Raw genomic sequence first — 17,370 nt, 5'->3', positions numbered from 1 at the left:
TGCCTTAAATCGAGGAGGATTTAAGGAGACATGCAACAGTCTCAGCGCCTCGGCCCGACCAGTGCGAAGAGGGCGCCTTGCGGGTCGAGCGCCTGAACAATCCAAGCTCCTCCAGGGACTTCCATCGGCTCCAGCACGATCTTGCCGCCGCCAGCCTTGATGCGTTCGATGGCGGCATCGATGGCCGGCACGTTGATATAGTAGAGCCAATAGGGCGCGGGCACTTCCTTGGGCTTGGTCATCATCCCGCCGATCGGGGCGCCGCCATGGGCGAAGATCTGGTAGATGCCCATCTCGCCCATGTCCATGCCCTGATCCTTGGTCCAGCCGAAGAGCTCGGAATAGAAGGGAAAGGCAGTGTCGAGGTCGCCGGAGGCAAGCTCGTGCCAGCCGATCAATCCGGGAGCCATCGGGTCTGTGACCGGCGGTGGATCGCCCGTCCCCTTGAAGACCGAGAACACCGCGCCGTGCGGGTCGGTGACGACGGCGAAACGCCCGATGCCGGGGATATCGTCCGGCGCCCGGTGCACCTTGCCGCCCTTGGCGGCGATGCTGGCGGCGGTCGCATCGACATCGTCGACGCCGATATAACCGAGCCAGGCGGGCGGCACGTTCATTTCAAGCGCGCCTTCCGGCATGGTCATCAGGCCGGCCACCGGAATCTCGCCGACGTTGAACAGGGTGTAGTTGATGCCGGCCATGCCGGAATCGGCGGCATTCCACCCGACGACGTCCTTGTAGAACGTTTCGGCGGCCGCCATGTCGGTCGTCATCAGCTCGTACCAAACGAATTTGCCGTGATCTGCCATTGCCTTCCTCCGATTGCCTTGGCGCGGCGTATTTTGCGCCGCTTGGTTGCCTGTTCGAATGAACTGTCGCCGGGTCAGCCTGACGGGACGTGTGACCGCAAAGCTGAAGGCCGGCCGCCAGCACCGCTTTCAATCCCGGCGCAGGTACTCCGCGGTCATCAAATCTTTCCAGCGTCCGTCCGCTGTCTGCATCTGCGCCGTCAGTAGTCGCCGGGACGGACCGTCAAGCGTGATGACATCACGGTAGCGCGCGGTCCGGTCGGGAGTCTCGAAATCCGGCCCTTCGCAGGAGAGGGAGAGGGACGTACCGGCCGCGTCCAGTTCGCCGTCATAGATCCACATGTGCTTCATCATCGATCCGATCCAGGTGCCGACGTAACGCCCGGTCTGCGGATTGAAGCCGAGCGTCATCAGCGTCTGGCCGAAACTGCCACCCGGCATCGTTCCCTGACCTTCGCAGACGATCCAAAGGCCTTCGAGGGACCGGACATGTTCGGTCCAGGGGCCGCTGCCGTCGGGCTCGCCATCGGATCCGGCCGTGCGAACGTGCCAGTCGCCCAGCAATTGCTCGAGCCAGCGGTGCGGTTCTTCCGGTTCTGCTCTCACGGGATTTCCTTGTTGGGCACAGGGTTCGTCCGGGCATGGGCAATCGGCCCGGCAGGCGAGCGTTCTCAGAACGATTTCGCGGGCGAAAAGTTCCGCCCGCGGCGGATGCGAAGGTCAGCCCGCCTTGCGGCCCGGTTCCTGGTCGTATTCGTCGTGGCGCCGGACGAAGTCCATCGTACCGTCTTCGTTGCGGCCCTTCGGCGCGCGGTCGAGCAGCATCAGTGTGCCCACCAGTTCCTCGAGCCCCCGGGCATAGGACGAATAGGTGTGGTAGACCGTGCCGTCCTCGCTCTTCTGGAAGGCGCTGAGGCCGGGCAGTTCCTCATGCGCATTGGCGCTTTCGATGTCAGTGAAATTGTAGCCGACCTTGCCACTGGCGAGTTCGTCTGCCGAAAAGGCCACGTGGAAGTCATGGTTGAAGCCGTTGCCTTCCGCCGAGACCCAGGGGAAATGCCAGTCCATGCGTTTCTTGTAGGCTTCGATTTTGACCAGCGGCGCGTTCGATGCGGCGACCAGCGTGACGTCGTGATGGTTGAGGTGCGGCAGCATGCCGGCGAAGTGATCGACCAGGAAGGAGCAGCCGGGGCAGCCGGCCTCCCAGGTGGGGCCGAACATGAAATGATAGACCATGAGCTGGCTGCGGCCGTCGAAAAGCTCGGAGAGTGATCTGCGGCCCGCCGGCGTATCGAAGATGTAGGTCTTTTCCATTTTCACCCAGGGCAAGGCCAGCCGGGCGGCATTGACCTTGTCGCGTGCGTGGGTGTGTTCCTTTTCCAGCGCAAGCAGGTCTCTGCGCGCCTTCAGCCACTCTCCAGGCGATACCACTGCGTGGTCCTGTCTCATGCCCGTTCCTCCTTCCAACGTTGCACTTGACTATTTACGTTGATATCAACATTAATCGGTCATGTCAAAAATGCCGCTCGTTTCGTTCGATACCACCCTGCATGTGAAGGACACCTGCCTCTGCCTGCATGTGCAGCGTGCCGCGCGCGCCCTTGCCCGCCGGTTCGACGAGGGGCTGCGCCCGCTCGATATCACCAACGGACAGTTCTCTCTGCTGATGTCGCTCAACCGCCCGGTAGCGCCCAATATGGGCTCGGTGGCATCGCTTCTCGCCATGGACCGGACGACCTTGACGGCGGCGCTGAAGCCGCTGGAACGGCGCGGCCTGGTCGAAAGCTTCCCGGATGCCGACGACCGGCGGTCGCGCCGATTGCGGCTGACGCCGGAGGGGCAGGGGCTGCTGGCGCGTGCCGTGCCGATCTGGCGGGACCTCCATGAGGCGCTCGATCCGGTGTTCGGGGACGGTGGTCCGGACCGCCTGCGTGCGGATCTCCTAAGGCTGGCCTGACCGGCAGTCGGTCAGTCCTCGGACGGCTCTGGCGTGGGGCGTTCCCTGAGTACTTCGATCACCTCGGCGATCAAGGCGGAAGCCTGGCGTAGCCGCCTTTCGCCGAGCGCGCCGCCCAGGCCATCCGCCCAGGCCGCCTGCCGTTGCTTGATATCGTGCAGCGCCGTCTCTCCCGCCGCGGTCAGGACCATGAGTTTCGCCCTCTGGTGCGTCGGGTTGTCCCTGTAGGCGATCAGCCCTTCGGCCTCCAGGAGATCGGCGATTCGCTGCACTCCCTGTCGCGCAAGGCCGAGCGCGCGTGCCGCATCGGCCACCGACATCGGCGCATGGTTTGCCGCGGCCAGTACCTGCCAGCGGGCGCTCGTTTGTCCGGAAGGCTTGGCGAGCGCGTCGCCGGCCTGCGTCAGGGGGCCGGCCAGCCGCAATACCGATATGGCGAACTCCGCAAAGGCGTCTCCGGCGGGTGTCCGATCAGGATCTTTCATGTTGACAGCACCAGCGTCGTGTGAATGTTTGCATGACATCATGTTGTCATGATGCAGTTGTTTCAGCAAGCCATTTTAGCAAGGGAGATGAGAGCATGGCGAGAAGGACTTACAGCGGCGGTTGCCATTGCGGCAAGCTCAGATATGAGGCGACTTTCGATCTCGATGCCGGGACGACGCGATGCAATTGCTCGTTCTGCGGCAAGGCCCGCTACTGGGGTGCGCAGGTCCAGCCGGAAGATTTTCGCCTCCTGTCGCCGGAAGATCAGGTTGGCCGGTATCAGTTCGGCGCCAAGGTGGGCAACCACCGCTTCTGCCCGGCCTGCGGCATCGCCTCCTATAGCCATGGTTATGTCGAGGAACTCGGCGGCGCCTATTACAGCGTCAATGTTGCCACGCTGGACGATGTCGATCCATCGGTCCTTGCCGAGGTGTCGGTGCAATATCTGGATGGCCGGAACGACCGATGGGATCAAACGCCCGCCGAAGTCCGTCATCTCTGAGGCGTGCCGGTTCATAATTGACAATATGTTGTCAATATGGCACTTGCATTGCATGAGCTTCACCCGGCAGGCATATCGCCTGCCGGGTGGGCGGCAATATGGGGGCTGACCGGCCCACGAGCAGGAGCGACAGCTATGAAACTGACCTACAAAGGAAGCTGCCATTGCGGAAACATCCGCTATGAGGCCGATATCGACCTCGATGCCGGCACCGGCAAATGCAACTGCTCGATTTGCTGGAAGCGGCGCTACTGGGGGGTGGTCGTGAAGCCCGACGCCTTCCGGCTGCAGTGCGACGAAGCCAACATCGCCGACTACCAGTTCGGCAGCAACAGCGTGCATCACCGCTTCTGCAGGACCTGCGGCGTTGCCGCCTTCGGTCACGGCTACATCGAGGAGATCGGCGGCGCCTACTATTCCGTCAACGTCGCCTGCCTCGACGATCTCGACCCGGCGGTGCTGGCCGAAGCACCGGTGCAGTACATGGACGGGCGCAACAACAACTGGTTCCACGCGCCGGCCGAGACGCGTCACCTCTGACGCCCGTGGCCAAGCTGGTCACATCTTGCGAAATTCGAGGTGGTAGATGACCTCCTCGCCGGTTGCCGGGTCCACGCCCGGCGCACCATAGATCACCAGCTTGTCGCCTTGCAGGACAAAGGGGCGGATCAGGTCGGAGACGCCCCAGGCCGGGTTCCAGCTTGCCTCGACATGATGGATGATCCGGCCGTCCTTGAGTGAATAGGAGCCGGAATAGGCGAGCATGGAATCAAACAGTGCCGCTTTTTCGTCGTGAGAGGGCACGAGCCCTTTGAGCTGCGGCCGATCGCGCTTCACCACGACGGCAGTCATCCGGCCATCCGGAAAATACGAGAGATAACCGATGGGGTCAGGGCCCATGGCATCGCTGACCTCGCCAGTGGCGACGACCTCGCGCGTCCAGGAAAGCATCTTCCAGGTGCCGAGCAATCCAGACTCGTCCGCCATGATCCACCTGTGTGATTTTAGGGTAAACTAAAATAACAGATGGTTCCTGTCCGGCAAAGCCGGGCCGATCCCTAGGATGAGATCAAAGAAAAGGGCCCCCGCCGCGCGGGAGCCCTTCGTTATTTCTTGCGCCGCTCGGGCGCTGCCAGAACGTGGCTGGTCAGTGCTCGCCGAGGTCGCGCACGGCGCCACGGTCGGCGGAGGTGGCGAAAGCCGCATAGGCCTTCAGCGCCGTCGTCACCTTGCGCTTGCGCTGTTCGGTGGGCTTCCAGCCCTTCGCGTCCTGCTCGGTACGGCGGCGGCTGAGTTCCGCCTCGTCGACGCGCAGGCTGATCGTGCGGTTCGGGATGTCGATATCGATCATGTCGCCCTCGCGCACCAGGCCGATCGTGCCGCCATTGGCCGCTTCCGGCGAAACGTGGCCGATCGACAGGCCCGAGGTGCCGCCGGAGAAGCGGCCGTCGGTGATCAGCGCGCAGGCTTTGCCGAGGCCCTTCGATTTCAGGTAGCTCGTCGGATAGAGCATTTCCTGCATGCCCGGGCCGCCCTTCGGGCCTTCATAGCGGATGACGACGACGTCGCCGGCCTTGATCTCGTTGGCAAGGATCGCCTTGACCGACGCGTCCTGGCTTTCGAAAACGCGGGCCGGACCGGAGAACTTCAGGATGCTCTCGTCGACGCCCGCGGTCTTCACTATGCAGCCATCGATGGCGATGTTGCCCTTCAAGACAGCGAGGCCGCCATCCTTGGAGAAGGGATGTTCGACCGAGCGGATGACACCCTTTTCGCGGTCGGTGTCGAGTTCGTCCCAGCGGGCTTCCTGGCTGAACGCGACCTGGGTCGGGATGCCGCCCGGTGCCGCGCGGAAGAAATTGCGAACCGTTTCGCTCGAGGTGCGGGTGATGTCCCAGCGGTCGATGGCGTCGCCGATCGTGGCGCTGTGCACCGTCGGGCAATCGCGGTTGATGAGCCCGCCTTTTTCGAGTTCGCCGAGGATCGACATGATGCCGCCGGCACGGTGCACGTCTTCCATGTGCACGTCGCTCTTGGCCGGTGCGACCTTCGACAGGCAGGGCACCTTGCGCGACAGGCGGTCGATGTCCGCCATGGTGAAATCGACCTCGCCCTCATGGGCGGCGGCGAGAATGTGCAGCACGGTGTTGGTCGAGCCGCCCATGGCGATATCGAGCGCCATGGCGTTCTCGAACGCCTTCTTCGAGGCGACGTTGCGCGGCAGGACGCTGTTGTCGTCCTGCTCGTAGTGGCGGCGGGTGATGTCGACGATCAGGTGGCCGGCTTCGACGAACAGGCGCTTGCGGTCGGCGTGGGTGGCGAGCGTCGAGCCATTGCCGGGCAGCGACAGGCCGAGGGCTTCGGTCAGACAGTTCATCGAGTTGGCCGTGAACATGCCGGAGCAGGAGCCGCAGGTCGGGCAGGCGGAGCGCTCGATGACCTTGACGTCTTCATCGGAAACATTGTCGTCGGCTGCGGCGACCATGGCGTCGACCAGGTCGAGCGCGTGCGTTTTGCCGTGCAGCACGACCTTGCCTGCTTCCATCGGGCCGCCGGAAACGAAGACGGCGGGGATGTTGAGGCGAAGTGCGGCCATCAGCATGCCGGGGGTGATCTTGTCGCAGTTGGAGATGCAGACCATGGCGTCGGCGCAGTGCGCGTTGACCATGTACTCGACCGAGTCAGCGATGATCTCGCGCGACGGCAGCGAATAGAGCATGCCGTCGTGGCCCATGGCGATGCCGTCGTCGACGGCGATGGTGTTGAATTCCTTGGCGACGCCACCGGCAGCCTCGATCTCGCGGGCGACGAGCTGGCCAAGATCCTTGAGGTGCACGTGGCCCGGCACGAACTGGGTGAACGAGTTCACCACCGCAATAATCGGCTTGCCAAAATCGCTGTCCTTCATGCCCGTCGCGCGCCAGAGGCCGCGGGCGCCGGCCATGTTACGGCCGTGGGTGGTGGTACGTGAGCGATAGGCAGGCATGGCATGTTCCTTCACGGACAAGGGGTATTGCTCGGGAATGGCGATCCCTGATCGCCACCGAATGGGCTACCTAGCGCAAAATTGCGTGCGCGTCATCTTTTGCGTCAGATTATTTCGACGCCGCGCGCGCTGTCGCGCCGGGCTTTCGCCTGTTCGGAAACCAAATCTAGACCGCGGCCGGCGTCTTCCACAACACCCACCGAAGCGCTTTACGGAAATCTTATGCCGGGCGCCCGAAGTCGCAATCGAAACCGGACGCCTGCCGGGTCTAGCCTTGCCGCATCGAATAGGGATGCGTGCCATGTCTCTCCAGGATTTCAACATCCGTCGTCATATTCTTCCGGCCCCGCGCAAGGTCGACGTGGGTCCGGAGTTGACCGGCGAAACGGTTGCGCAAGCGCTCGATGCGCTGATCCTCCGGCTGACCGCCGTTCGCCGCCTGCGCGAGCACCATGTCTGGGAGGCGGTACGGGTGATCGCGGACATGCCGGATCTGGCGGTTGGGGAATGGCCGTCGCGCCGGTTCCGTGAACTGATGGCCGCCGATGCACTGGTCGATGCCGTCATCCAGCTGACGTCGGCGACCGAGGCGAAACTGTGCCTTCGAACGCTCAATCACGAGTTCGGCCTGTGGACCTGCGCGCTGCGCTATCAGCCACCGGGCGCCGGCCGGATCACGTTCAAGGCGCGACATGCCGACCTTGCCGCGGCGATCCTTGGCGCCTTCCTGCGCTCTTGCCGCTGCCACCAGCTTGCGGCCGCTGCCGGCCGCGGCCAACTTTCCACCTGAAGGATACGTCCATGAACATGAATTCGCTGCGCCTCGAAGGGGCGATCACAGCACTCGTCACGCCGTTCCGGGACGGCAAGGTCGATGTCGTCGGCCTGATGTCTCTGGTCGAATGGCAGATCCGCCACGGCATTTCCGGCATCGTTGCCTGCGGCACCACCGGCGAAGCGCCGACGCTGTCGCGTGCCGAGCGGGCGCTGGTGATCGAGCGCTGCGTCGAGGTGGCGGAGCGCAAGATCCCGGTTATCGCCGGAACCGGTACCAACAGCACCGCGACGACGATTGAACTGACCGCGGAAGCCAAGGCCCTCCGTGCCGATGCGGCGCTCGTCGTTGCGCCCTACTACAGCAAGCCGTCGCAGGAGGGGCTCTATCGCCACTTCGAGGCGGTCGCCCGAGCGGTGGACCTTCCCATCATCATCTACAATGTGCCCTCGCGCGCCGGGGTCGATCTCGCTCCGCGGACGATCGAGCGGCTGGCGGAGCTTCAAAATGTCGTCGGCATCAAGGACGCCACCGGCGACGTCGGCCGCTTCCTGTCGTCGTCGCCAGCCTTGAAGACCAGGCTCAAGCAGCTCTCGGGTCACGACCAGACGGCGCTGCCGTTCAATCTCTGTGGCGGCCGCGGCACCATCTCGGTGGCGTCCAATGTCGTGCCGCGGCTGGTGGTCGCCATGCATCAGGCCGTCACGACCGGAAATGTCGCAGCGGCGCTCGCCCTTCATGAGCGCCTGCGGCCGCTGCTCACGGCGCTGGAGCGCGAGACCAATCCCGGACCTGTGAAATACGCATTGCACCTGGTGCGGGCGCTCAGCCCCGAGGTGCGCCTGCCGCTGACAGCAGTGGCGCCGGAGACGGCTGCGGAAATCCGCGCGGCGCTTGAACCGCTGACCGAGCTTCCCGCCTCCACCCGGATCGGCCGCGGGGTGCGCCTCGCGCTCGCCGGCTGACGGCACGTCCTCACCCGGATCCTGCATGCCCGATTGCCGCGGCGGCGCCCGCCGCCCGCATCCATCTCACCCGAAAGGAACGACCATGTCCCGTTTTCCCCATCTTGCCGCGCGCGCTGCCGGGCGCCGGCGCATCGAAAGCAGCGAGCGCGCCGAGCACCTTCCGCCCAAGGACAGCGCCGTTCGCGATGCCTTTCTCGGCATCGGCATCCGGCTCGCCATCGTGCTCGGCCTTGCCTACGGCATCCAGGCCGCACTGCCGTGGATCGCCGGTTAAGCCGTCTTTTCCTCAACAAGGATTGTTCGATCATGGGCAGTATGCAGCAGATCCGCCGTGGTTTCCTGGCGCGGGCGCGTTTCGTCGTCGGCCGCGACCGGCACGGCTGGTGGGTCGTATCCGACCGCAAGGGCCTCGTCGGCGGCCTCTTTACCAATGAGAGCGCCGCGATCCATTTCGCCGTCGAGGCGAGCGACCGGCATCCGGAGGAGGTGTGCCGGGCACCGGAAGGGGCGGCGATCGATCTCGATACGTTTTCGCGCGGGCCGAGCGCCACGCGACAGCGCCGGCGCGGCGCCTATGCCTGACGTCCAATGAGACAGAGGGGAACCCCGTCGGCTCGGAGCCGACGGGGTTTCTCTTGTTGGGACGTTGCGCTTCCGGACATTCAGCCGAGCGAGGCGATCGCCTCGTCGATCAGCGCCACGATTTCCTTGGCGTGCGAGGCAAGGGAGGCGTGGCTGGCGTCGAGCGTGATGATCTTCTTCGCCTTGATGCGCTCGGCCATCCATTGTTCGGTTTCCGGCGGGATCATGTGATCGTGCCGCGAGACCTGGTACCAGCTGGGTTTCGTCTTCCAGGCGGGAGCCCCGGCCTTGTCCTCGAAGCAACGCCCGGCGATCGGTTTCTGCGCGACCGCCATGACCAAAGCTTCGGTCTCGCTCAGATCCTGGCCGAAACTCTCACGGAACGTATCCTGCGCCAGCCAGAGGAAGCCGTCTTTGTCGGGGCGGATGCTGGCGGCGCCGGACGGCGGATCGCGCCTTGCGAAGATGCTGCCGAGGCTGTCGCCCTCATCCGGCGCGAAAGCGGCGACATAGACCAGGCCGACGACGTTGGACGCGTGGCCGGCGCCGCTGATCACCGCGCCGCCATAGGAATGGCCGACAAGCAGCGTCGGACCTTCCAGCGATTCCGCCAGCTTGCGGGTGCGCTCGACGTCGTCGGCAAGCGAGGTCAGCGGATTTTGTACCGCTGCGATCCTGTAGCCCTTGGCGTGCAGCGGCGGGATCACGTGGCGCCAATGGGAGGCATCGCCCCAGGCGCCGTGTACAAGCACGATATTCCTGACTGCCGGCATGGTCCGTTCCTTTCGCTCGAATGGAGAGGTGCTCGGTTCGGCAGCACACTCGTCCCTGGAGAGGTGTGCGAGGTGCTGCCTGTCGTCTGTTCGGTGGCTTGCTCGGCCTTGCGCTTGGCGCTTGGCAAAGCGTTGAGATTGCAGCCCGAAATTAGGGCGACAAGACGTGCCTTCCATGACGCAAGCCACAAATTTTCGTGACGGACGACCGCCCTTTGGCTCGGGTGGCCGCGGCAGCAGGCAGTTTCAGCCATGTGGAGGAGGAACGGGGTCCCAGAGCGGCGTATTGGGGCTACGGGGCATCGCCCTGGGACCAGTTGCGTCCAGGAGGCGGGCTTGCTTCCGGGCGCATCGGCATCAAGTCACCGCGAAACCGATTCGACAATGCGCCCCGGACCTTTGCCGTCCTCTGTCGGACCAAAGTCTGAGCGCCGGCTGTGGGCAAAGTGGTGGGGAGCGCCTTGATCGAGGCTGATGCTGCGATCGGGTCGTGCGCAAGTTGAAGGCCGGAAGAAACGGGGAGAATCGAAAAAGGCCTTTCGATTTCTCGAAAGGCCTTTTGAATTCGAATGGTGGGCGTGACAAGGATCGAACTTGTGACCCCTACGATGTCAACGTAGTGCTCTCCCGCTGAGCTACACGCCCATCCGATGTGGCGCATAGACCACAAAAGCCGTTGTCGCGTCAATAGGGTTTTCGAAGGTTTTTTGACAGAAATTTAGAGGCGGCGATTTTCCCCACGGGAACGGCGTCGATGAGACACCGGCAAGATCCCGGATTTGCTGGGTTTCCGCTAAGGCATTGAAACGAAAAGACCGCCGGAGATCCCTGTGGATCGCGGCGGTCGGTCCGAAGTCGCATTCTTTACAGTCGCGGAACGGCGCGCCTGTGGAAAACTGTCTTGATCAGGCAGCAGCCAGCATCTTGTTGACCTCGTCCACGAGGTCGCGCAGGTGGAAGGGCTTGGAGAGCACCTTGGCATCCTTCGGCGCCTTGGAGTCCGGGTTGAGGGCAACCGCGGCAAAGCCGGTGATGAACATGACCTTGAGGTCCGGGTCGAGTTCCGTCGCGCGGCGCGCCAGCTCGATGCCGTCCATCTCGGGCATGACGATGTCGGTCAAAAGGAGCGAGAACGGTTCTTCGCGAAGCCGGTCGTAAGCGCTGGCGCCGTTGTCATAGGACATGACCTTATAGCCGGCCTTTTCCAGCGCCTTCACCAGGAACCGGCGCATGTCGTTGTCGTCTTCGGCAAGAAGGATTTTCGCAGTCATGAATTGGGCCGTGCTTCTCTTTATCAGTTCATTGCGCGTAGATTGCGGCGTTTTATCCAAACCGCAACGCGGTAAATATCTCGTGAACGCGGGACGTCAATTCCCCGGGATGCTGTGATTGGCCACTATGGACACAGAGCGGGCCAACTGGCAACATGATGACAATTGCAAGTACCGCATATGGTAAAAAAGGGTTCAGATGGGGGAAGTTGCGGAGAGGGAACTGTTCGAGGTCCTTGAACCTCCAATCCAGCGCATTCCCTTTGTGTTCAATTCGCCGCATAGCGGCCGGTCCTATCCCCAGAGTTTCCTCGACCAGTCCAGGCTCGATGCGCTTTCGATTCGCCGGTCGGAAGACCATTATGTCGACGAGCTGTTCCAGAACGCGACGTTCCTCGGCGCGCCGATGCTGCTTGCACATTTCCCGCGCGCCTTCCTCGACGTCAACCGCGAGCCCTACGAGCTCGATCCGCGCATGTTCGAGGGATCGCTGCCGCCGCATGCCAACATCAGTTCGATGCGCGTTGCAGGCGGGCTCGGAACGATCCCGCGGCTGGTAGCCGAGAATATGGAGATCTATCGCGGGCGGTTCCCGGTCGAGGATGCGCTGACGCGGATCGAGACGATCTACAAGCCCTATCACGCCACCTTGCGCAAGCTGATCGCCCGCACCCATGTGCAGTTCGGCCTGTCGGTGCTGATCGATTGCCATTCGATGCCGGGCAACGTGCATCTGCCGGGCAGCGCCCAGCGACCGGATTTCATCATCGGCGATCGATACGGCACCAGTGCTGCCGGCGAACTTTCGCGTGCTGCCGTCGATCTGTTGCAGCAACTCGGCTACAGTGTCGTGCGCAACAAGCCCTATGCCGGCGGCTTCATTACCGAGCATTACGGCCGGCCGACGCGCGGGCTGCACGCGCTGCAGATCGAGATCAACCGGGCACTCTATGTCGACGAAACGACGCTGGTGCGCAAACCCGGCTTCGGTTCGCTGGTTGCCGACCTCACGACCTTCATCGGCTCGCTTGCCCGCCACGTCGAAGACTACGGCGCTTATCTGCCGCTGGCGGCCGAGTAGCCTTTCCCAGAAACCAGGAAGAATCGGCAAGGGTGCCGTCCAGCAAGGTGCTGGCGACGCTTGGTATTTTCTGTCGGGGAGGTTCAAAAAAAACCGCGCCAACGGCGCGGTCAAGTCTAGGGAGGAAACACCCAAGGAGGGTATTTACAGTCACAGGTGACTGTAGGAAAACCATAATATTGCACTGCACAAATGTCAAGTTTGCCGGTGAAAACTTTTGCATTGCGTCAAAAGTTTTTCAGCCGAAAATGGCGAATCAACCGATTGAATTCGGCAAAGCCGCGTTTGAAGCGCAAAGCGGCCGTGGTGCAGTGCGAAACGCTCCTGCCCTGACGCCGACGCCGCCCGCAGATGGGCGTGCCCGGTCGTTTGCCTTTCGACAAATTTCGTCTATTCAGGACGTACCTTCCTCCATGTTTTTCAGAGAGATCGCCATGTTGCCTGACCGCGCCTTCTTCGATCGTCTTGCAGATGCCGCCAAGGCGGAAACCCTGCCGCGCTTTCGGATCGGGACCAGCGTCGTCAACAAGCTCGAAAGCGGCTTCGATCCGGTGACGGAAGCGGACCAATCGGCTGAAGCGGCGATCCGTGCGCTGATCGAGGCGCATTTTCCGGAGCACGGCATTCTTGGCGAAGAGCACGGCAATGTCGGCCTCGACCGCGAATATGTCTGGGTCATCGACCCGATCGACGGCACGCGCGCCTTCATTTCCGGCCTGCCGGTCTGGGGCACGCTGGTGGGCCTCTATCGCAATGGCGATGCGGTCATGGGCCTGATGGACCAGCCTTTCACCGGCGAGCGCTACTTCGCCGACGGCACGAAATCGATCTACCGTGGACCGGGTGGCGAGCAGGTGCTTTCGACGCGCGCCTGCAAGTCGCTGGACGACGCGGTGCTGTTCACCACCTCGCCGCATCTCTATTCCGGCGATCTCAAGACCCGCTATGAGGCGGTGCAAAACAAGGTGCGGCTGTTCCGCTATGGCTGCGATTGCTACGCCTTTGCGCTTCTGGCTGCCGGCCATGTCGATCTGGTGATCGAATGCGGGCTGAAACCCTATGATGTCGGCGGGCTCATTCCGCTGATCGAGCAGGCCGGCGGCATCGTCACCAACTGGCAGGGCGGCCCGGCGGAAATGGGCGGCGAAGTCATTGCGGCCGGCAATGCCGAACTGCACGCGCAGGCGCTGGAAATCCTGAAGGGCTGATGCGCCCTGCGCCTCGCGCAACGGCTGCAGATATCCGTAAAATCAAAGTGTTACAGAGACCTTCGTACGTCCGATAGGACGCGCGGCGTTGTCGGGAGCGCGCGCGCTGGCTTCAGGCGGCGGTGGTTTCGCGCGCGTCGCCTTCTTCGGGGATGACGAAGGCGAGGATCGCCGCCATCGCCTGGGCGCGATAGCGGTCCGCCTCGTGCAGCAGTTCATGGCGGGCGCCATCGATCGGGATCATCTGGGCGGCGCGGAAATTGCGCGCCAGCCATTCGACGGCGACATGGGGCACCAGCCGATCGGCCGTCGGTGCCAGGATGATCGTCGGCAGCGTGATGCGGGTCAGATGGTCGCGGCGGAGGATCCGGCGCATGGCGTGGAAAGCCTCGCTCAGCCAGCGCGCCGTCGGGGGGCCGAGCCTCAGTTCCGGATGCGCGTCGGTCAGCGCGATGTTGCGGGCGTAACGGCGACGGTCCGCTGTCAGCACGTTGTTTTCGAAGGGGCGGTTGCCCTTGTCGGGATGTGCCGGCAGGGCGCCGAGGCCGACCAGCCGCATGAAGGTCGCGACCGTCGCAATGCTCTTTTCGCCGAGCGCCTGGCCGCCAAGGCCGACGAAGGGGGCCAGCACCACCAGCCGGTCGATGCGGCTTGCAAGCATCGGGGCGAGCGACAAGGCGACGAGCGCGCCCATGGAATGGGCGACGATCGAGAAGGGCAGGCGGGTATCGGGCAGCACGATTTGTTCGAGGAAGGTGCTGAGATCGCGCTCGTAATCGGAGAAGTGGTCGACATAACCGCGTCCGGAGTGCGTCAGCAGCCGCTCGGAGCCTGCCTGGCCACGCCAGTCGAAGGTGGCAACCCAGAGGCCGGCCGCAGTCAGATCGGCAATGGTCTCGAAATATTTCTCGATCGATTCGTTGCGGCCCTGCAGCAGCACGACCGTGCCGCGCGCCACCGGTTGCTTCGTCTTGAAGATCGCATAGCGGATCTTGCGGCCGCCGATGCCATCGAAAAAACCAGCGACATGATTGTCCGGGATCGGATTGTCCGGTGTCGCGTGGAGGATCGAGGTCATGGGGTCGTGGCCGGAGGTGAAAGCGTGTTGATCGGTAGCATCAAGGGATAGGCGGCAGGGTCTTCGCCGTCAAAGAAAAAAGCCGGAAACGGTGGGTGAAATCCGGACGATCACCGTTTCCGGCCGCTGAAGGGGAAGGGACATGTCACTTCAGCCTGGGCGTTGCGGCCCAGGATTTCGTTTTAGTCCCGCCGGGCTGAACGGCAGCCGAAGCCGGCGTTCATGTCGGGTTCACGGAAAAATCGTCGGCGGGGGCGTCTTGAAGTCGTCAAATCGCCTCCCCAAATCAGGGTCACGGGCGCCGAAGACGGGTCCGTTCACCGGTCCTGCCACTGCCAGAATGGGGTGGCCGACCAGACATCGCAAACGTTGCTCCAAGGAGGACACCATGCGTCACTTCGATTTCTCCCCCCTTTACCGTTCCACCGTTGGTTTCGACCGCCTGTTCACCATGCTCGACAGCCTCGGCCAGCCCGGTGAAGCCCAGACCTATCCGCCCTACAACATCGAGCGCACCGGCGAAAACGCCTACCGCATCACCATGGCCGTCGCCGGCTTCGACGAGAGCGAGCTTTCGATCGAGGCGCGTGAACACACGTTGACGGTCAAGGGCGAAAAGGCCGAGGACAAGGGTGAAGAAAGCCAGTTTCTCCATCGCGGTATTGCCAAGCGCGCCTTCGAGCGCCGCTTCCAGCTCGCCGATCACGTGGAGATCAAGTCGGCTTCGCTGAAGAACGGCTTGCTTCATATCGATCTTACCCGCGAGATCCCGGAAGCCGCCAAGCCCCGCCGGATCGAGATCGCGTCCGTTGCATCGCAGCCGAAGCAGATCGAGGCTCAGACCCTCTAACATCATGCCCGACCAGGGCACGAAACAGACCTCCCACAAAGAACGGCGCCCGTCAGGGCGCCGTTTTTTGTTGTCGGATCAATCGGGGCTGGATCAGGGCTGGGCCGGCACCGGCACCGCGGAAGCCGCCGCTTTCCGGGCGGCATAGCGCTGCGCGATCACGGCGCAGGCCATCAGCTGGATCTGGTGGAAGAGCATGACCGGCAGCACGATCGCGCCGATGTTCTGACCGGCGAAGATGGCGCTTGCCATCGGCACGCCGCTCGCCAGGCTCTTTTTCGAGCCGCAGAAGGTAATGGCAATCTCGTCGGCCTTGTCGAAGCCGAGCAAGCGGCTGCCATACATGGTGACCGCGAGCACAAGCGCCAACATGACGATTTCGATGATGACGAGCACACCGAGATCGGTCAGCGAGAACGTCTGCCACAGGCCCGACGTCACCGCCTGGCTGAAGGCGAGATAGACGACCATCAGGATTGAGCCGCGATCGACCGGCGCCAACAGTCCCTTGCGGGCGCGGATCCAGTTGCCGATCAAGGGCTGCAGCATCTGGCCGATGACGAAGGGAGCGAGCAGCTGCAACAGGATCTGCTTGACCGCGTCGAGCGTGACGGTGCCGTGGCCGCCGGCGGAAAACAGCAACCCGACGAGAAGCGGCGTCAGGAACATGCCGAAAATGTTGGAGGCCGACGCCGAGCAGATCGCCGCCGGCACGTTGCCGCCGGCCATCGAGGTGAAGGCGATCGACGACTGCACCGTCGAGGGCAGCACGCAGAGGAAGAGGATGCCGGTATAGAGCGACTGCGGCAGGATCGAATCCGGCACGAAGCCGATCGCAAGGCCGATCAGCGGGAAGAGCACGAAGGTCGAGGCAAGGATCGTCAGATGCAGCCGCCAATGCAGGATGCCGGCGATCACCACGTCGCGCGACAGGCGCGCGCCGTGCAGGAAGAAGACCATGCCGACGGCCACCTTCGTCGCCAGTCCGAACCACTCGGTTGCCTCGCCATGGATCGGCAGGACGGATGCAAGCAGCACCGTCGCCAGAAGCAGGATCGTGAAGGTATCGGGAAGGTAGCGGCGCATATCAGCTCACTTGCTCGTTAACGAACGTCTTGCGGGGATCGCTCATTGTGAAGCAGGATGCAAGGAATAACAGTTATCACGAAATGAGATGAGCCATGTTGGATCTCGTGCAGTTGCGCAGTTTCGTCGCCCTCGAACAGATGGGCAGTTTCACGCTTGCGGCGGAAAAACTGTCGCTCGGGCAATCGACGGTCAGCCAGCATATCCAGCGGCTCGAGGCCTCGCTTGGACGCACCCTGGTTGCCCGCGACACGCACCGCGTTTCGCTGACGGCGGACGGTCAGGCGCTGCTTGCCCATGCGCGCTCGATGCTGGCGATCGACGGCGAGGTGAGGGCGCTGTTTGCCGAAAGCAGCTTGCGCGGCCGTCTCCGCCTCGGGGTCTCCGAGGATTTCGTCATGAGCCGGCTGCCGGCGGTGCTCGAAGATTTTGTGCGCGCCCACCCGTCGGTCGACCTCGAGCTGACAGTGGCACTGAGTGGCGTGCTCTACCAGATGCAAGACAATGGCGAAATCGATCTCGTGCTCGCCAAGCGCAGGCTCGGCGACCTTAGAGGCGAACTCGTCTATCGCGAACCGCTGGTGTGGCTGGCGCGCGATCCGGAAAGGATCAAGCGCGACAAGGTGCTGCCGCTGATCGCCTTTCCGCCGCCGAGCATCACCCGCAGCGTCGCGCTCGAAGTGCTTGACCGGAACCGCCTGCCGTGGCGGATCGTGTGCACCTGCGGCAGCCTCAGCGGCCTGACGGCAGCGGCCCGCGCCGGCATGGGCGTGCTCGTGCAACCGCGCAGCATGGTGCCGTCAGGGCTGAAGGAAATCCCCGCCGGCCTCCTGCCGCCGCTCGAAGACGTGGAATTCGTGCTGGTGCCGAGCAAGGGCGTCGACCGAAAGCTGAGTGCGGCGCTCTCGGTCGAAATCCTCGCCAATCTGAGGACCCTGCAAGGGCAGGGTTGAGGGAA

21 protein-coding genes and 1 tRNA gene are annotated in these 17,370 nt (G+C 63.3%); 11 read left to right on the top strand and 11 right to left on the bottom strand.

Annotated features, from left to right (window positions below; translation table 11 throughout):
- Positions 1 to 41: 41 nt before the first annotated feature.
- The 3 genes from OKW20_RS26415 to OKW20_RS26405 form a co-directional block, all read right to left on the bottom strand.
- A complete protein-coding gene (locus OKW20_RS26415; RefSeq protein WP_429114722.1) occupies positions 42 to 809 on the bottom strand; it encodes a VOC family protein in 768 nt (255 codons plus the stop codon).
- 129 nt (positions 810 to 938) lie between these two features.
- A complete protein-coding gene (locus OKW20_RS26410; RefSeq protein WP_043610693.1) occupies positions 939 to 1,415 on the bottom strand; it encodes a DUF1579 domain-containing protein in 477 nt (158 codons plus the stop codon).
- A 114-nt stretch (positions 1,416 to 1,529) separates the two neighbouring features.
- Positions 1,530 to 2,258, bottom strand: coding sequence for a DUF899 domain-containing protein (locus tag OKW20_RS26405; RefSeq protein ID WP_429176878.1), 729 nt, complete (start codon positions 2,256 to 2,258; stop codon positions 1,530 to 1,532).
- A gap of 61 nt (positions 2,259 to 2,319) precedes the next feature.
- On the opposite strand from OKW20_RS26405, the gene OKW20_RS26400 reads away from it, so the two are divergent.
- On the top strand, positions 2,320 to 2,766 hold the full coding sequence (locus OKW20_RS26400) for a MarR family winged helix-turn-helix transcriptional regulator (RefSeq protein WP_043610690.1): 447 nt from the start codon (positions 2,320 to 2,322) through the stop codon (positions 2,764 to 2,766).
- 11 nt (positions 2,767 to 2,777) lie between these two features.
- Here the strand turns inward: OKW20_RS26400 and OKW20_RS26395 are convergent, their stop codons facing one another.
- Positions 2,778 to 3,251, bottom strand: a complete 474-nt coding sequence (locus OKW20_RS26395) for a MarR family winged helix-turn-helix transcriptional regulator (protein ID WP_429177130.1) — start codon at positions 3,249 to 3,251, stop codon at positions 2,778 to 2,780.
- 95 nt (positions 3,252 to 3,346) lie between these two features.
- Here OKW20_RS26395 and OKW20_RS26390 point away from each other — a divergent pair, with 95 nt between their 5' ends.
- Positions 3,347 to 3,754, top strand: a complete 408-nt coding sequence (locus OKW20_RS26390; protein WP_402325535.1) for a GFA family protein — start codon at positions 3,347 to 3,349, stop codon at positions 3,752 to 3,754.
- 135 nt (positions 3,755 to 3,889) lie between these two features.
- Complete coding sequence (locus OKW20_RS26385; protein ID WP_043610686.1) at positions 3,890 to 4,294, top strand: GFA family protein; 405 nt, start codon at positions 3,890 to 3,892, stop codon at positions 4,292 to 4,294.
- 18 nt (positions 4,295 to 4,312) lie between these two features.
- On the opposite strand, the gene OKW20_RS26380 is transcribed toward OKW20_RS26385, so the two are convergent.
- A complete protein-coding gene (locus tag OKW20_RS26380; protein WP_077959723.1) occupies positions 4,313 to 4,741 on the bottom strand; it encodes a lipocalin-like domain-containing protein in 429 nt (142 codons plus the stop codon).
- Positions 4,742 to 4,901: 160 nt separating this feature from the next.
- A complete protein-coding gene (gene ilvD / locus OKW20_RS26375; RefSeq protein WP_429114717.1) occupies positions 4,902 to 6,740 on the bottom strand; it encodes a dihydroxy-acid dehydratase in 1,839 nt (612 codons plus the stop codon).
- A gap of 301 nt (positions 6,741 to 7,041) precedes the next feature.
- Here ilvD and OKW20_RS26370 point away from each other — a divergent pair, with 301 nt between their 5' ends.
- The 4 genes from OKW20_RS26370 (at position 7,042) to OKW20_RS26355 (ending at position 9,065) form a co-directional block, all read left to right on the top strand.
- Positions 7,042 to 7,530, top strand: a complete 489-nt coding sequence (locus OKW20_RS26370; protein WP_429114716.1) for a hypothetical protein — start codon at positions 7,042 to 7,044, stop codon at positions 7,528 to 7,530.
- 11 nt (positions 7,531 to 7,541) lie between these two features.
- Entirely contained in the window at positions 7,542 to 8,480 is a 939-nt protein-coding gene (gene dapA / locus OKW20_RS26365; protein WP_429176876.1) for a 4-hydroxy-tetrahydrodipicolinate synthase, read from the top strand.
- Between the two features lie 85 nt (positions 8,481 to 8,565).
- On the top strand, positions 8,566 to 8,757 hold the full coding sequence (locus tag OKW20_RS26360; RefSeq protein WP_402325526.1) for a hypothetical protein: 192 nt from the start codon (positions 8,566 to 8,568) through the stop codon (positions 8,755 to 8,757).
- Between the two features lie 32 nt (positions 8,758 to 8,789).
- The gene (locus OKW20_RS26355) at positions 8,790 to 9,065 is read left to right on the top strand and encodes a hypothetical protein (protein ID WP_429176875.1); all 276 of its coding nucleotides are present in this window, start codon (positions 8,790 to 8,792) and stop codon (positions 9,063 to 9,065) included.
- Between the two features lie 80 nt (positions 9,066 to 9,145).
- Here OKW20_RS26355 and OKW20_RS26350 read toward each other — a convergent pair whose 3' ends face one another.
- The 3 genes from OKW20_RS26350 to cpdR1 form a co-directional block, all read right to left on the bottom strand.
- On the bottom strand, positions 9,146 to 9,838 hold the full coding sequence (locus OKW20_RS26350; protein ID WP_429176873.1) for an alpha/beta fold hydrolase: 693 nt from the start codon (positions 9,836 to 9,838) through the stop codon (positions 9,146 to 9,148).
- A gap of 570 nt (positions 9,839 to 10,408) precedes the next feature.
- Positions 10,409 to 10,483: transfer RNA gene (locus OKW20_RS26345), tRNA-Val, on the bottom strand.
- 260 nt (positions 10,484 to 10,743) lie between these two features.
- A complete protein-coding gene (gene cpdR1, locus OKW20_RS26340) occupies positions 10,744 to 11,109 on the bottom strand; it encodes a response regulator CpdR1 (protein WP_034786813.1) in 366 nt (121 codons plus the stop codon).
- 199 nt (positions 11,110 to 11,308) lie between these two features.
- Between cpdR1 and OKW20_RS26335 the strand changes: the two genes are divergently transcribed.
- Positions 11,309 to 12,190 carry an N-formylglutamate amidohydrolase gene (locus tag OKW20_RS26335; protein ID WP_429176871.1) on the top strand — a complete coding sequence of 294 codons (882 nt, stop codon included), beginning with the start codon at positions 11,309 to 11,311 and terminating at the stop codon, positions 12,188 to 12,190.
- A gap of 434 nt (positions 12,191 to 12,624) precedes the next feature.
- A complete protein-coding gene (hisN, locus tag OKW20_RS26330; RefSeq protein ID WP_429177127.1) occupies positions 12,625 to 13,398 on the top strand; it encodes a histidinol-phosphatase in 774 nt (257 codons plus the stop codon).
- A 112-nt stretch (positions 13,399 to 13,510) separates the two neighbouring features.
- Here the strand turns inward: hisN and OKW20_RS26325 are convergent, their stop codons facing one another.
- The gene (locus tag OKW20_RS26325; RefSeq protein WP_429176868.1) at positions 13,511 to 14,476 is read right to left on the bottom strand and encodes an alpha/beta fold hydrolase; all 966 of its coding nucleotides are present in this window, start codon (positions 14,474 to 14,476) and stop codon (positions 13,511 to 13,513) included.
- Between the two features lie 388 nt (positions 14,477 to 14,864).
- Here OKW20_RS26325 and OKW20_RS26320 point away from each other — a divergent pair, with 388 nt between their 5' ends.
- Positions 14,865 to 15,326, top strand: coding sequence for an Hsp20 family protein (locus OKW20_RS26320; RefSeq protein ID WP_034786801.1), 462 nt, complete (start codon positions 14,865 to 14,867; stop codon positions 15,324 to 15,326).
- A gap of 93 nt (positions 15,327 to 15,419) precedes the next feature.
- Here the strand turns inward: OKW20_RS26320 and OKW20_RS26315 are convergent, their stop codons facing one another.
- Complete coding sequence (locus tag OKW20_RS26315; protein WP_429176864.1) at positions 15,420 to 16,412, bottom strand: bile acid:sodium symporter family protein; 993 nt, start codon at positions 16,410 to 16,412, stop codon at positions 15,420 to 15,422.
- A gap of 95 nt (positions 16,413 to 16,507) precedes the next feature.
- On the opposite strand from OKW20_RS26315, the gene OKW20_RS26310 reads away from it, so the two are divergent.
- Positions 16,508 to 17,365 (top strand): LysR family transcriptional regulator, encoded by an 858-nt coding sequence (locus OKW20_RS26310; RefSeq protein ID WP_192450748.1) that lies wholly within the window; start codon positions 16,508 to 16,510, stop codon positions 17,363 to 17,365.
- Positions 17,366 to 17,370 lie beyond the last annotated feature (5 nt).

The sequence above is a fragment of the Ensifer sp. LBL genome, from assembly GCF_050435225.1.
In the GTDB taxonomy this organism is placed as follows: Bacteria; Pseudomonadota; Alphaproteobacteria; order Rhizobiales; family Rhizobiaceae; genus Ensifer.
This window is presented reverse-complemented; position numbering and strand designations above follow the sequence as displayed.